This window comes from Pararhizobium sp. A13, assembly GCF_040126305.1.
Lineage (GTDB): Bacteria > Pseudomonadota > Alphaproteobacteria > Rhizobiales > Rhizobiaceae > Pararhizobium.
The window spans coordinates 682,349-695,760 of record NZ_CP149510.1; the positions used below are offsets into that span (position 1 = coordinate 682,349).

General features: G+C 63.9%; 10 protein-coding genes and 1 riboswitch. Of the genes, 4 read left to right on the forward strand and 6 right to left on the reverse strand.

The features are described from left to right. Positions 1–68 precede the first annotated feature (68 nt). Positions 69–935 (forward strand): RNA polymerase factor sigma-32, encoded by an 867-nt coding sequence (locus tag WI754_RS03245; RefSeq protein ID WP_349436203.1) that lies wholly within the window; start codon positions 69–71, stop codon positions 933–935. A gap of 85 nt (positions 936–1,020) precedes the next feature. Here WI754_RS03245 and WI754_RS03250 read toward each other — a convergent pair whose 3' ends face one another. The 6 genes from WI754_RS03250 to WI754_RS03275 all read right to left on the reverse strand — a co-directional run bounded on the left by WI754_RS03250 (position 1,021) and on the right by WI754_RS03275 (position 9,495). Continuing rightward, positions 1,021–2,079 (reverse strand): LacI family DNA-binding transcriptional regulator, encoded by a 1,059-nt coding sequence (locus WI754_RS03250; protein ID WP_349436204.1) that lies wholly within the window; start codon positions 2,077–2,079, stop codon positions 1,021–1,023. Between the two features lie 350 nt (positions 2,080–2,429). Next, on the reverse strand, positions 2,430–3,941 hold the full coding sequence (locus WI754_RS03255; protein WP_349436205.1) for a M48 family metalloprotease: 1,512 nt from the start codon (positions 3,939–3,941) through the stop codon (positions 2,430–2,432). A 285-nt stretch (positions 3,942–4,226) separates the two neighbouring features. Next, positions 4,227–4,949 carry an ATP-binding cassette domain-containing protein gene (locus WI754_RS03260; RefSeq protein WP_349436206.1) on the reverse strand — a complete coding sequence of 241 codons (723 nt, stop codon included), beginning with the start codon at positions 4,947–4,949 and terminating at the stop codon, positions 4,227–4,229. Further along, a complete protein-coding gene (thiP, locus tag WI754_RS03265) occupies positions 4,936–6,555 on the reverse strand; it encodes a thiamine/thiamine pyrophosphate ABC transporter permease ThiP (protein ID WP_349437712.1) in 1,620 nt (539 codons plus the stop codon). The genes WI754_RS03260 and thiP overlap by 14 nt, the downstream gene beginning before the upstream one ends. A 31-nt stretch (positions 6,556–6,586) precedes the next feature. Then, positions 6,587–7,597: a thiamine ABC transporter substrate binding subunit gene (gene thiB, locus WI754_RS03270; RefSeq protein ID WP_349436207.1), complete on the reverse strand. Its 1,011-nt coding sequence runs from the start codon at positions 7,595–7,597 to the stop codon at positions 6,587–6,589. Between the two features lie 39 nt (positions 7,598–7,636). Then, positions 7,637–7,753, reverse strand: a riboswitch (TPP riboswitch). A 239-nt stretch (positions 7,754–7,992) separates the two neighbouring features. After that, a complete protein-coding gene (locus WI754_RS03275; RefSeq protein ID WP_349436208.1) occupies positions 7,993–9,495 on the reverse strand; it encodes an MDR family MFS transporter in 1,503 nt (500 codons plus the stop codon). Between the two features lie 121 nt (positions 9,496–9,616). On the opposite strand from WI754_RS03275, the gene WI754_RS03280 reads away from it, so the two are divergent. The 3 genes from WI754_RS03280 to WI754_RS03290 all read left to right on the forward strand — a co-directional run bounded on the left by WI754_RS03280 (position 9,617) and on the right by WI754_RS03290 (position 12,963). Next, positions 9,617–10,144 carry a MarR family winged helix-turn-helix transcriptional regulator gene (locus WI754_RS03280; protein WP_349436209.1) on the forward strand — a complete coding sequence of 176 codons (528 nt, stop codon included), beginning with the start codon at positions 9,617–9,619 and terminating at the stop codon, positions 10,142–10,144. 339 nt (positions 10,145–10,483) lie between these two features. Beyond that, positions 10,484–11,134 (forward strand): thiamine diphosphokinase, encoded by a 651-nt coding sequence (locus tag WI754_RS03285; RefSeq protein ID WP_349436210.1) that lies wholly within the window; start codon positions 10,484–10,486, stop codon positions 11,132–11,134. A gap of 2 nt (positions 11,135–11,136) precedes the next feature. Next, positions 11,137–12,963, forward strand: coding sequence for an ABC-F family ATP-binding cassette domain-containing protein (locus WI754_RS03290; protein WP_349436211.1), 1,827 nt, complete (start codon positions 11,137–11,139; stop codon positions 12,961–12,963). Positions 12,964–13,412: the final 449 nt, after the last annotated feature.

The following is a 13,412-nucleotide window of genomic DNA, read 5'->3' on the forward strand; positions in this document are numbered from 1 at the left end:
GGAAATCCCGAAACACGATCGACTTATCGTTCAGCGGCACACCCCGTGTGCCCGTCATGGAGTAGCCGATGAAAAACCTCTCAGCAGACAGGCGCATGATTAAGATCGCCATGGCGGCTCCCTATCTCGAGAGAGATGAGGAACAGGCGCTGGCGCTGGCGTGGAAGGACCACCATGACCAGGAGGCCCGCAACAAGATCGCCATGGCCCATATGCGGCTGGTCATCTCGATGGCATCGAAATTCCGCAATTTCGGCCTGCCGATGAGCGATCTGGTGCAGGAGGGACATATCGGCCTCTTGGAAGCCGCTGCCCGCTTCGAGCCGAGCCGCGAGGTCCGGTTCTCGACCTATGCCAGCTGGTGGATCCGCGCCTCGATGCAGGACTACGTTCTGCGCAACTGGTCGATCGTGCGCGGCGGCACGTCTTCGGCGCAAAAGGCTTTGTTCTTCAATCTGCGCCGCCTGCGCGCCAAGCTCGCCCAGGGCGACCGGCAACTGACGGCCCGCGCCGTGCACGAGGAAATCGCCTCGGCACTCGGCGTCAGCCTTGCCGACGTGCAGACGATGGATGCCCGCCTGTCCAGCAATGATGCCTCGCTGCAGGCGCCGATCTCGCAAGGCGATGCCGACAGCGGCGAACGCCTCGATCTTCTCGCCTGCGACGCGCCACTGCCGGACGAGCAGGTCTCCGAGATAATCGATCAGGAGCGGCGGCGCGTCTGGCTCAGCCACGCGCTTTGCAAGCTGAACGAGCGGGAAATGAAGATCATCCGCGCCCGCCGCCTTTCGGAAGACAGCGCCACGCTCGAAGAGCTTGGCGCCGATCTCGGCATCTCGAAGGAACGCGTCCGCCAGATCGAAACCCGGGCACTGGAAAAGCTGCGGATCGCGCTTGTCGCGGAAGCCCCGGTGCTGGCGGCGCTGCCGCATTGAGCGGTTTCCCAGCGCGTCCAGCGCCAGCCACCGACCGAAGTGCGGCATAGTCGTGTCGAAGGCGCGGGAAAGCCTGCGACGTCTATTATAACCGTGGGCGCGCGGTGCTGCCCCGGATGACCAGCGTCACGCCGAGCGTTTCCGGCGCGTTAGGCAATGCGTCATCAAGGATGGCGCTTGCCGCCCTGCGCGCAATCTCTTCAAGCGGTTGTGCAATGGTCGTCAGCCCCGGCTGGGCCGTTGCGGCTTCAGGGACGCCGTCGAACCCGACGACGGAGACGTCGCCCGGCACCGCGAAGCCATGTTCGGCAAGCCATTGCATGGCAAAGAGAGCAATGCGGTCGGACATCGCCAGGATCGCCGTTGGTGGCTCCGGCGTTGCAAACAGGGTATCGAGCGCCGCATCGACGCTCGATTTGTCGTTGCGCGTTCCGTGCACCGGCACGCTTTCGCGCTCGATGCCGAATTCCGCCAATGCCTGCCAGTAGCCGCGTGCACGATCGCGCGAAGTCGATTTCAAGGACCGAATTGCCTGCTCGGGCGTTACCGCCCCGACATGATCATTGGAATGCCCTATGGCCAGTATGGCAAACCGCCGGTGCCCGAGCTCCGCCAGGTGGCGCGCTGCCGCGGCGGCGCCCGCGGTATTGTCAATTCCGATCGTTGGGATCGAAGCGTCTCCGTCATCGAAGGCCAGGGCGATGAACGGCAGCTGCCGCCGTCTTGTCAGCTCGACGAGCTTTTCGCCGCCTTCCACGCATAGCAGGATAAAACCATCGACAAGCGCGCTATTGATGTTCCAGGCCAGTTTTTGCTGATTCTGCGCCGACACCAACGCGATGCCGGTGCCGGTCGCGTCGCACACCGCCGCAATGTTCGTCATCACCGCCCGCGCCCACGGATCTTCAAAGAAATACGCCAGCGGCTCGATTGCGGCGACGCCGATGGCGTTGACCCGCCCGGCCCGCAGCAAGCGCCCTTTCATGTCCGGTCCGTTGTAGCCGAGCTCTCTTGCCACCTCGAGGACACGCTCGCGCACCTCTTCGCGCACCACCTCTGGCCGGCTGAAGACATTCGACGCCGTCCCCTGCGATACACCGGCCGCCTTGGCGACATCAGCCAGTCTTACATGCCCTTTTGTCAAAATAGCTCCTGCGTCACACGAACCAGCCTCAATCTATCAGAAGCTTGTATCGATTCAAATCCCTTGACATTTTCCTGTGAAGAGGTAGATTTTGAATCGGTTCAAAACTTCGCTGCGTAGATATTGAATCGATTCAATATGGAGAACACCCATGATCCCGATAGCTTGCCTGTTCAAGGACATCTACAATGACCGCTGGGGCGACCCGCGTTATCCGACCCCTGGGGATCCGCCTGCCTGCCCGGGGCCCTTGCTTCGCGTTCGCCGGCCGAGCGCCTGGTCCCTCACCATCCCGATTGATCGGCGCCTTCGGTAAATGGATCAGACGTCCAGCGCAGCTCGTTCTGGTCTTATTCCGAGATGATCTTGACCCTGTCGCCCGGTTTCACGGTCGATGTCACCTGCATCGCGTTGATGAGGCGGAAGAGGTCGAGCTTGCGGTCCGTGCCCATCATCCGGGCCGAGAGCGTCGCCAGCGTATCGCCGGGCTTGGCCGTCACGACGCGAATGCGCAGCGGCTTCAGCGCGGCCGCTTCCTGCGGTGTCATGCGGCGGAAGGAGGCCCGCAGGATTTCGGCCGTCGGCTCGAGGCTCGGCGCGCCCTTCGGCACCGCCGTCAGGAAGCGGTAGATCTGGCTGTCGATGCGGATGACCGTCACGTCGAAGTCCCAGCGTTCGGCGGAGGCGCGCGCCGTGGCCGCCTCGAGGCCGTTGATCGTGATCTGCCGAATGGTGTCGGGCTGCAGGCCCGTGACCCAGCCGCTGGCGATATAGTCGGTCAGGCTGCGGCGCTGCGTATCGGCGACGCCATCGAAGCGGATGGCAGTCTCGCCTGGCCCGGTCGCCAGCACCGCTTCCGCCTTGTTGTCGATCTGGAAGCCGGCTGGCACGTCGAAACGAATGCCAAGCTTGCCATGCAGGAACGTCTGGCCGCGGACGTAGCCTTCCTGTGGGCTGTCACCGTAGAGCAGCCCGTCGATGCCGGCCAGATAATAGTCGCGGCCGCGATCGCCGACGGTTCCTTCAGCACCAAAGGCGCGGGCATGGCGGCGGGCAAGATCGACGCGCTGCGGCGCGCTCGGGTGGCTCGACAGGAAGTCGAGGCTCTGGTCGGAATCGGGATCAACCGAGGAAAAGCGGCTATAGGCTGCCATCGCATCGAGGAAACGGGCGGCGGCATAGGGATCGTATCCCGCTTCGCCGAGCATGCGCACGCCGATGACGTCGGCCTGCAGTTCCTGGTTTCGCGAGAACGCCGCCAGCCGCAACTTGCCACGCGCGAGCGCCTGCTTGCCGGCGAGATCGCTGGAGAGCACTTCGGAGACAACGCGGCTGGCGATAACCTCCGCCTCCTCGCGCTGCTGCCGCTCGATACCGTGGTTGGCCGTCACGTGCGCCATCTCGTGGGACAGCACCGCTGCCACTTCCGACGCATCATCGGCCAGGGCCAAAAGGCCGCGCGTGACGTAGAGATAGCCGCCGGGCAGCGCAAACGCGTTGATCGCAGGCGAATTCAGGATGGTAATGCGGTAGGACTGGTTCGGATTTTCCGACACCGCCGTCAACGCGCCGGTGATCCGGGCAACGAGACGCTCGGTCCTTTCGTCCTTGTATTCCCCACCATAGCTTGCGACGATGCGCGGATGCTCGCGGGCACCGACCTGGGCGCGCGGATCGTTCTTCTGCACCTCCTCGACGATCTGCGGTGTCGAGGACGGGGCGACCTTCGGCTCATAGGTCTGTTCGATCACCGACTGACAGCTGGAGAGAAGCAGGATACCGGCAAGCGCGCTTGCGGCACGCAAGGACACGCCGAAGCTTTTCTCCGGAGACTGCGGATCCGTGCCTGTCGTTCTGTTCATGCCTCAGCTCGTTTCCAGTCTTTCGGGCCAGACCCGCAAATATTTCCGTGGTCCGCCCCCACGGAAATTCGGTATTCTTTACAGCCGTATACATAGGTCGGGCGGCTGTTGCAGCAATGGGACTGCTGTAACCCATTCACGCCACGCGTGCCTAGCATATGCACATAGAAATAGTTGCCCCGTGATATCCCTGCAACGGACACGCGAAGATGGCGTCGCTGAGATTTTGAGCTTGGCCGTCGCATAGGCCAACGTTCAAATTGTGGCAAGCATCGCAGGCGATGCTCATTTTCCGAGAAAACGCGCAACGGCCGGAATATCGGTATGGTCGAGGAATTGCGCCTTGGATTCGTGCAGCAGAATGCGGCCCTCGTCGAGGAAGATCACGCTGTCGGCCAGTGCCCGCACGTCGTCCGGATGGTGCGTGACAATCAACATCGTATTGCCCTCCTGCCTGTGCAGATCGAGCAGCAGGCTCGTCATGCCGGAGCGTAAGCCCGGATCGAGCGCCGCGAAGGGCTCATCGAGAAGAAGAATGGGCCTGCGGCGGACCAAGGCGCGCGCCAGCGCCACCCGCTGACGCTCGCCGCCCGACAGCGTCGGCGGCAGCCGCTTGCCGAAGCCGTCGAGCCCGACGCGCATGAGCGCTGCGGCAAGCTTTCCACGGTCCTTCACGCCGAGTCTCAGGGCCGGATCGATGCCGAGCCCGATATTGGTGGCGACATCGAGGTGCGAAAACAAATTGTATTCCTGGAAGATCACCGAGACCGGCCGCTCTGCCGGATCTCGGCGGGCAACATTTTCTCCAAGAATTTCGACAGTACCCACGTCCGGCATCTCGAAACCGGCGACAATATTGAGGAGGGTCGATTTGCCGGAGCCGGAGGCGCCGGTGATCGCAACGATCTCACCCTCGTTAATGGCGCAATCGAAGCGCAGTTCCGTCTTGCCGAACCGCACGCGCACGTCACCGAGACGAATGGCAGTCTCCGTTTCACGCGGCGGCATCTTTGCTCCCCTGGTCATTCTTCACTGTGGATGGCGTGCCGGCGATGGTCAGCACGAGGCAGACGAGGCCGAGAAACAGCGCAAGCCCCGCCGCGTCGGTGGAGCGGTAGCTGCCCATGCGGCTATAGAGCAGCCAGGGCAGCGTGACCATATTCTGCGAGCCGAACAGGGCAACCGCGCCGAGATCGCCAAGCGACAGCGCAGAGGCAAAGGACAGAGCCATCATGAGCGGCTTGCGCAGGACCGGCCAGTCGACGAATCGCAGCCGATGCCATCCGCCGAGCCCGAGGCTCGCCGCAAGCCTGCCGGTGCGGGCCGAATGCGTGACCATGGCCGGCTCCAGCACGCGATAGACAAAGGGCAGCGCCATCAGCATGTTGATCAGGATGACCAGCAGCGGCGCAAAGGCGGCGACATCGCCGAGCGGCCGCAGCAGCAGGAACCATCCTGCGCCCAGGACCACCGGCGGCACAAGCAGCACCAGGGACGCGCTCATGGAAATAAAGCCGGAAAATCCGCGATGGAGCCTCAGTGGGTGCCGCGGCGCAAGGGCGATCTGCCGCGAACGGATCATAAGCGCCGTCGCCGCAACGCAGAGCGTGCCTGAAACAAGCGCAATGACAAGGCTGGTGAAAAGGGCCTGCTGCGCCATCGGATCGCCCACGAGCTTCCGGAGATCGGACCGCAGACCGGAGGCGATGACGGAGCCGAGCGGCAGTGCAAGAAACAGCACGGCGAGCGCGATGGCTAGGCCGTCGCCCACCCTGCCCGAGTGATTTCGCCCATCGAAGCGCCTGACGTCGCGCCCGCCGCCCTGACCTTCCTCGGCCCTCGGCGTTAAAAGGCGCATCGCGACCAGCAAGGCCGCCGTCAGGGTGATCTGCAGCAACGACAGGGCGATCGCACGCGGCGGATCGAAATCGAAGCGCAGCGCCTGATAGATCGCCACCTCGATGGTACTCGCCGCCGGCCCGCCGCCGAGCGTCAGCACCAGGGTGAAACTGGTGACGCAGAGCATGAAGATGAGGCCGGCGATGCCCGGAAGCAGACCACGAATGGCCGGCCACTCGATGAAGCGGAAGATCGAAAGCGGCCGCATGCCGAGATTGGCGCCGACCAGCCAATATTCGCCGGGGATGCGATCCAGTCCGCCGAGCATCAGCCGCGCGGCCAGCGGCAGGTTGAAAAAGACATGCGCGAGCAGGATGCCGGAAAGTCCGTAGATGCTGATCGGCTGATCCAGGCCCAGCCAGGCGAAGCCAGTGTTGAGCATCCCCTGCCGCCCCCAGATGCCGATCAGACCCAGCGCCGCGACCAGCGCCGGCAGGCCGAGCGGCAACGCCAGCAACCGGATGACCCAGACACGCCCGGGAAAGGACGGTTGCCGGGCCAGAGCGCGGGCAACGGGAATGGCGAGTACAATCGAAAGGAAAGTGGAGAGCGAGGCCTGCAGCAGCGTGAACCGCATCACGCGCCAGACATAGGCGTCGAAAAGCCCCGATTGCCGCGCTGCACCCGGCTCATCGAAGGCAAGCAAGGCGAAGGCGGCGAGGCAAACGAACAGAACGATGCCGCCGAGGCAGAGCGCCCCGGCGGCCAAGGTCAGACGCTTTTCAAGACCGCCGGGCAAGCGATGCTCAGTTCTTGCTCATGGCGGCGAGCCATTCGTCGATCCAGGCCTTGCGGTTGGCGGCAACCTCGTCGGAAGACATCAGAAAAGTCTTTTCCGGATTGACCAGCTTGCCGAAGGCATCCGGCAGCGGCTCCTTGGTGGCGGCCACCGGCATCATCCAGTTGGTCGTCGGGATGATCGACTGGAACTCCGGTCCGGTGACGAAGGAAAGGAAGTCCTTGGCGAGCGCCGGGTCCTTGGCATTCTTTGTCATGCCGGCCACTTCGATCTGGATGTAGTGACCTTCCGAAAAGGCCGCCGCCTGATAGCGGTCGGTGCTCTCCGCGACCATGTGATAGGCGGGCGAGGTCGTGTAGGACAGCACCATCGGCGCCTCCCCCTTGGTGAACAGGCCATAGGCTTCCGACCAGCCGGGCGTTACCGTCAGGACGCGATCCTTGAGCTTCGCCCAGGCGGCACCGGCCCGGTCGCCATAGACCGACTTGACCCACAGCAAGAGGCCGAGGCCTGGCGTCGAGGTCCGCGGGTCCTCGATGACGATCTTCTGGCTCGGATCGCCCTCCACCAGTTCCTTCAGGCTTTTCGGCGGTTCCTTCAGCGTCTCGGTGTCGTAGATCACGGCGAAATGGCCGTAGTCGTAGGGAACGAAGGTATCGTCGGTGAAGCCGCCGGGAACCTTGACGGCGGAGAGATCGAGGCCATGTGGCGCAAAGAAGCCGGTCGCCTTGGCTTCGGAGACGAGATTGGTGTCGAGGCCGAGCACGACATCGGCTTTGGAGGCAGCCCCTTCGAGCTTCAGCCGGGTCAAAAGCTCGACGCCGTCGGCGACGCTCACATAGTCGACCTTGCAATGGCAGGTCTTTTCGAAGGCTTCGGCGACCTTGGCAGCCGGTCCCCATTCGCTGGTGAAGCTTTCATAGGTGTAGACCGTCAGCGTCTTGTCATGCGCGAAGGCCGCAACCGGCGGCGTCAAGACAGCAAGGGCTGAAACCAGGGAAATCAATAGCTTGCGCATCGGCGCCTCCTTTAAATCCAAGTGTTGGGAATAGGGCGCTGACATGTGCCGTCTAATCCCTCCGCCGGTGCAAACCGGATCAGGTTCCGCGGGTTGGCGTGTGACAGCCTCTCAGCCGAACGTCCATATAGACAACCGGCACCCCGTTAGAGCAGAAGGAGATTTAGACTTGAGCGAAATGCTTGGCAAGGGGCCGCGAGCGACCTCCGGACAATCGCTCCGACACGCCAGGAGGCTTCACCCTCTGCACCTCGTGACATCTTCCCTCGATGATGGGCCGGAGGCGACCACTTGCGCGGTCAAGCCCCTCCCCCTTGTGGGGAGGGGTTGGGGAGGGACTTTCTTTTCAGCGCAAAAGAACCCCTCCCCTCCCCACAAGGGGGAGGGTAGACCAGTCAAACCACCGGCTTCTGCGGCAACCGTACCGCCTTCAGGCTGATGGCCGAGACAAGCGTGACCAGCGTGATGCCGACGGCCGTCAGAAACAACGGCTGGAAGGCGGCCGTATAGCTTTCGGCGACCAGCCGGCGGGTTGCCTCCGGCAGTGCCGACAGCATCAGCGGCGTCAGCTTTTCGATGTCCTCGACGCCCGGGATCGAGACTGCGCCGCGTGCCAGTCCGGCGGCGATCGTCGCGCCGTAGATCGAGATTGCGATCGAGGCGCCGGCCATGCGCGACAGGGTCACGGCACCCGTGGCAGCGCCGACATCGCCGCGCGACGCCACGTTCTGCACGCCAACGACAGGCACCTGCTGGCCGAAACCGATGCCGATGCCGTGCAGCGCCATGATGGCGCCGATGACGAAGAGCGGTGTCCCGGGATGGACCTGCGTGAACATCAGCAAGGCCAGGGCCGTCAGGCTGGCGCTGGTGATCGCAAACGGCTTGTAGCGGCCGGAGAGCGATATCAGCCGCCCGGCCGTCAACGCGCCTGCGACGATGCCACCCGTCAGCAGGACGAAGAGCACCCCGGCCGCCGACGGCGTCAGGCCCGTCGTCGTCTGCAGGAACAGCGCGAAATAGTTGACCATGCCGATGCCGACGGCGCCGCTCATCAGCGAAATTACCAGCATCAGGCTGAAGGTCGGATTGCGGAATAGCGTCAGCGGCACGATCGGCTCCGGCGCGCGCCGTTCGACCAGCACCCAGGCGACCGCACAAAGCACGCCTATGGCTGTGACCGCAAGGCTTCCGAGCGAAAACAGCGAGCCGAACAGTTCCGCGCCGTCGCCCAAAAGCACCACACTGGTCACTGCGCCGGCGAGCAGAAGCGCGCCGGCATAGTCGATCGTCGGCAGGCGCGTCGGCCGCCGATAGGGCAGGAAAAAGAACAGGCCGGAGAGCACGATCACCCCGATCGGGATATTGACGAGGAAGATCGATCGCCAGCCGAACAGGTCGCTCATCGTGCCGCCGAGCACCGGGCCGATGGCGCCCGACGCCATCAGCACGAGGCTCGAATAGCTCTGGTAGCGGGCGCGCTCGCGCGGCTCGAACAGGTCGGCGGTGATGGAGAAGATCGACACCATGATGCCGCCGCCGCCGAGCCCCTGCAGCACGCGCGCCGCGATCAGCGTGTTCATCGACACGGCGAGACCGCAGGCGACGGAGCCCAGCGTGAAGATCGCCACCGCCGCAAGCATCACATATTTGCGACCGAACAGGTCGCCGAGCTTGCCGTAGAGCGGCATGACCGCGCAGGTGGCGAGCAGATAAGCCGAGCCGATCCAGCCGAACCGCTCCATCTCGCCGAACTCGGCGACGATGGTCGGCAGCGCCGTCGCGACGATCTGGTTGTCCAGCGTCGCCATGAACAGCGCGGTCATCAGGAAGAGGAAAAGCGTCAGGCGAAGCGCGTGGCTCGAAACGAGCGGTGGCGGTGCGGCGTGCATGTCCATGGGAGGGTTCCAGTTGCGGTCGGCAATTTATGTGCTGTTAGCATATAATTGTCAACGGCATATTTATGCGAACCGCATATTCCGGCTTTATGACGGTGCTGTGCTTTGCTATGGTCCGGTCATGGAACACGACACACTGGAACAGACGACAGACAGCAGCGATGCCGAGGCGCACCGCGCCTTGATCGGCCGTTCGATGGGACGCTGGCGACTTCTGGTCGGGCGGCGGGTGCTTGCTCGCTTGGCAATCGACAATGTCGCGCCAGGCCTTGAAATCTCCCATCTCGACGTCCTTGATGCGGTCCGCCGGGCCGAGCCGGAGGGCGAGGTGACGGTCGGCACGATCGCCGACTTCATGCGCATCGACCCCTCGCGCGCCAGCCGCATCGTCTCCGACATGGTGGCGCGCGGCGCCCTGCGGCGGGAAGCCTCGCAGGCCGATGCCCGGCGCATCATCGTCGTCATGACCGAGCTCGGGAAAAAGCTGATGCTCGAGGTGCAGGCGGTCAAGCGCGGCGTGATCGAAACCATCCTCGCCGACTGGCCGGAAGACGACGTCGCTGCCTTTGCCGTCCTGTTCGACAAGTTCGTCGCCGGCATGGAGCGCATCCATCAGAACCGCGAAAACGCCGGACACGGCGAGAGGTAACCGCCATCGGGGTTGCGTGAGCGCGGTTCGCAGGATGGGACAGGACCCGTCTCATGATCGCCCCCTCATCCGCCCTACCGGGCACCTTCTCCCCGCCAGCGGGGAGAAGGAACAAGCGGCACCCGCCGCTTTCCTCTTCCCCATTAGCGCGAAAGGTCAAGCGGCCCTCTCGATCATCCCTTCTCCCCGCCTGCGGGGAGAGGGCTGGGGTGAGGGCAAGGTCGAGCAACCGGGCCGGGGCACGCGCAGCGTCGACGGCGTTGTCTCGTCGGGGCGCGCCGAACAAAACCCCGCCCGCCTCTTCCCCTTCGGCCCCTGTTTAAGCTATGGCCTTGCGCCATGAACAAACAGGCTTTCGTGATATTGATGGGTGGCGCACTGACGCCGACGGATCGTCTGGCCGGCCATCTCAAAGGCGCGCGCGTCATCGCCGCCGATGGCGGCATGCGGCATGCGAAGGCGCTCGGCCTGACGCCGGAGCTCTGGGTCGGCGATTTCGATTCCACGACGCAGGCGCTGATTGACGAATGGCCGGATGTCGTGCGCGAGCCCTACCCCGCCGCCAAGAACGAGACGGACGGCGAGATTGCCACGGCGGAAGCCCTGGCGCGGGGGGCGAAACGCCTGGTCTTTGCCGGCGCGCTCGGCGGCGAGCGCAGCGACCATGCCTTCATGCACCTGCTCTACGCCGTCAAGCTGGCCGAGGACGGCCTCGACGTGCTTCTCACCTCCGGCGAGGAAGAGGCCTATCCGCTGCTGCCAGGCACGCGCGACATCGACCTGCCGAAGGGCAGCCTGTTTTCGGTTCTCGGCCTCGAAACGCTCGCCGGCCTCTCGATCGAGGGCGCCCGCTATCCGCTCAAGGATTTCCATCTGCCGTTCGGTTCCTCGCGCACGATTTCCAATGTCGCCGAAGGCACCGTCCGCTTCACCCTTTCCTCCGGCCGGGCGATCGTCCTTGCCCGTCCTCATGACCTTTCGGGAGCCTGACCGTGGCACCGCCCATTCTGAAACTCGACGATATCTTCCTCTCCTTCGGCGGCACGCCGCTGCTTGCCGGCGCCAACCTGCAGGTCGAGCCCGGCGATCGCATCTGCCTCGTCGGCCGCAATGGTTCCGGCAAATCGACGCTGATGAAGATCGCCGCCGGCCTTGCCGAGCCGCAGACCGGCGAGGTTTTCCGCCATCCGTCCGTGACCGTCCGTTACCTGCATCAGGCACCGGATTTCGAGGGCTTCGACACCGTTCGCGCCTATGCCGAGGCAGGTCTCGGGCCGAGCGACGATCCCTACCGCGTCGCCTATCTGCTGGAACATCTGGGCCTCACCGGCGACGAGGACCCGACGCAGCTCTCGGGCGGTGAAGCCCGTCGCGCCGCCCTTGCCCGCGTCATGGCGCCGGAGCCGGATATTCTTTTGCTCGACGAACCGACCAACCATCTCGACCTGCCGACCATCGAATGGCTCGAAGGCGAACTGCAGAAAAGCCGCTCGGCCCTCATCCTGATCTCGCATGACCGGCGCTTCCTCGAAAAGGTCTCGACCGCCACTGTCTGGCTTGACCGCGGCCAATCGCGCCGCCTCAACCAGGGCTTTGCCTTTTTCGAGGCCTGGCGCGACAAGGTGCTGGAAGAGGAAGAGATCGAGCAACACAAGCTCGGCAAGGAAATCGAGCGCGAGGAGCATTGGCTTCGCTACGGCGTCACCGCAAGGCGCAAGCGCAACATGCGCCGCCTCGGCGCCCTGCAGGACCTGCGCGCCAGGCATCGCGGCCATTCCGGCCCGCAGGGCACGGTGCAGGCGACCGTCTCGGAAGCCCGCGATTCCGGCAAGCTGGTCATCGAAGCCGAGAAGATCACCAAGGCCTATGGCGACCGAACCATCGTCGCGCCCTTCTCTATGCGGGTGCATCGCGGCGACTGCATCGGCCTCGTCGGCCCGAACGGCGCCGGCAAGACGACGCTTTTGAAGATGCTGACCGGCCAGATCGAACCGGACAGCGGCGTAGTCAAGCTCGGCACCAACCTCGAAATCGCCACGCTTGACCAGCGCCGCGAGGACCTGAACCTCGAGGATACGCTGGCGCATTACCTGACTGACGGGCGCGGCGAAAACCTCATTGTCAACGGCGAGCAGCGCCACGTCACCGGCTACATGAAGGAATTCCTGTTCCAGCCGGAGCAGGCCCGCACGCCGATCAAGAACCTCTCGGGCGGCGAGCGTGCAAGGCTGATGCTCGCCCGCATCCTGTCGCGCCCGACCAACCTCCTGATCCTCGACGAGCCGACCAACGACCTTGACATCGAGACGCTCGACCTTTTGCAGGAAATCGTCGCCGGCTTCTCCGGCACCGTCATCCTCGTTTCCCACGACCGCGACTTCCTCGACCGCACCGTCACCTCGACCATCGCGCCTGCCAACCCGGACGCGCCCGACGGCCGCTGGATCGAATATGCCGGCGGCTATTCCGACATGATGGCGCAGCGCAAGGGCGCACAGGAGGAAAAGAAGCGCACTGACAAGGCCGAAAAAGCCAGGTCCGCCGACAATGGCAGCTCCGCCGCCGCGCCGAAGACCACCAAGGGCAAGCTCTCCTTCAAGCAGAAATTCGCGCTCGAAAACCTCCCGAAGGACATGGAGAACGCCGAGGCCGAGATCGCCAAACGCGAAAAGGAAATGGCCGATCCCACCCTGTTTTCCAAGAACCCCACCCGCTTCTCCACCCTCGCCGCCGAGCTTGAGAAGCTGCGTGCCTCCATCACGAAGATGGAAGAGGAATGGCTGGAACTGGAGATGCTGCGGGAGGAGTTGGAGGGGTAGGGTTAAATTAGCGATCGAATGTGGGCTTCGCGCCAAAAAGCCGTCCTACCGAGATCGCATTCGCGATGGCATGGATGCTTCAATCGATCCTCGCCGCCGCTGACGACGCCAGGCCTCGTCTTGCGATTTCGTCTGCGGGCGAAACCTACCGATCCCGTCATCCGACGATCCAGTCCAGCGCCATGGCTGCACGGCAACCGCTGCGTGCCTCGAGGTGAAGCTGCAGTCTTGCCGCTGCCCCGGGTCGGCGTCCGCGGTGGCGTTGTCAGCGGCCGGCCCAAGTAAAAGGGCAGCATATATTCGCATTTGCTAATGGAACTTTTGGCATCGGCTCCGCTTCTATAATTATTCACGGAAGGAGCGAATTAATGGGCCGACCCAAGAATGCAGCAATGCATCGACGAGTGCCTCAGCTGCAAATCCGTCTGTCCCTCGACCCGATGCACAGC

Excerpts from the sequence above, each read along its gene's own strand:
- WI754_RS03245 (WP_349436203.1), top strand. The coding sequence starts at position 69 with ATGAAAAACCTCTCAGCAGACAGGCGCATGATTAAGATCGCCATGGCG.
- WI754_RS03255 (WP_349436205.1), bottom strand. The coding sequence starts at position 3,941 with ATGAACAGAACGACAGGCACGGATCCGCAGTCTCCGGAGAAAAGCTTC.
- WI754_RS03260 (WP_349436206.1), bottom strand. The coding sequence starts at position 4,949 with ATGCCGCCGCGTGAAACGGAGACTGCCATTCGTCTCGGTGACGTGCGC.
- thiB (WP_349436207.1), bottom strand. The coding sequence starts at position 7,597 with ATGCGCAAGCTATTGATTTCCCTGGTTTCAGCCCTTGCTGTCTTGACG.
- WI754_RS03275 (WP_349436208.1), bottom strand. The coding sequence starts at position 9,495 with ATGGACATGCACGCCGCACCGCCACCGCTCGTTTCGAGCCACGCGCTT.
- WI754_RS03280 (WP_349436209.1), top strand. The coding sequence starts at position 9,617 with ATGGAACACGACACACTGGAACAGACGACAGACAGCAGCGATGCCGAG.
- WI754_RS03285 (WP_349436210.1), top strand. The coding sequence starts at position 10,484 with ATGAACAAACAGGCTTTCGTGATATTGATGGGTGGCGCACTGACGCCG.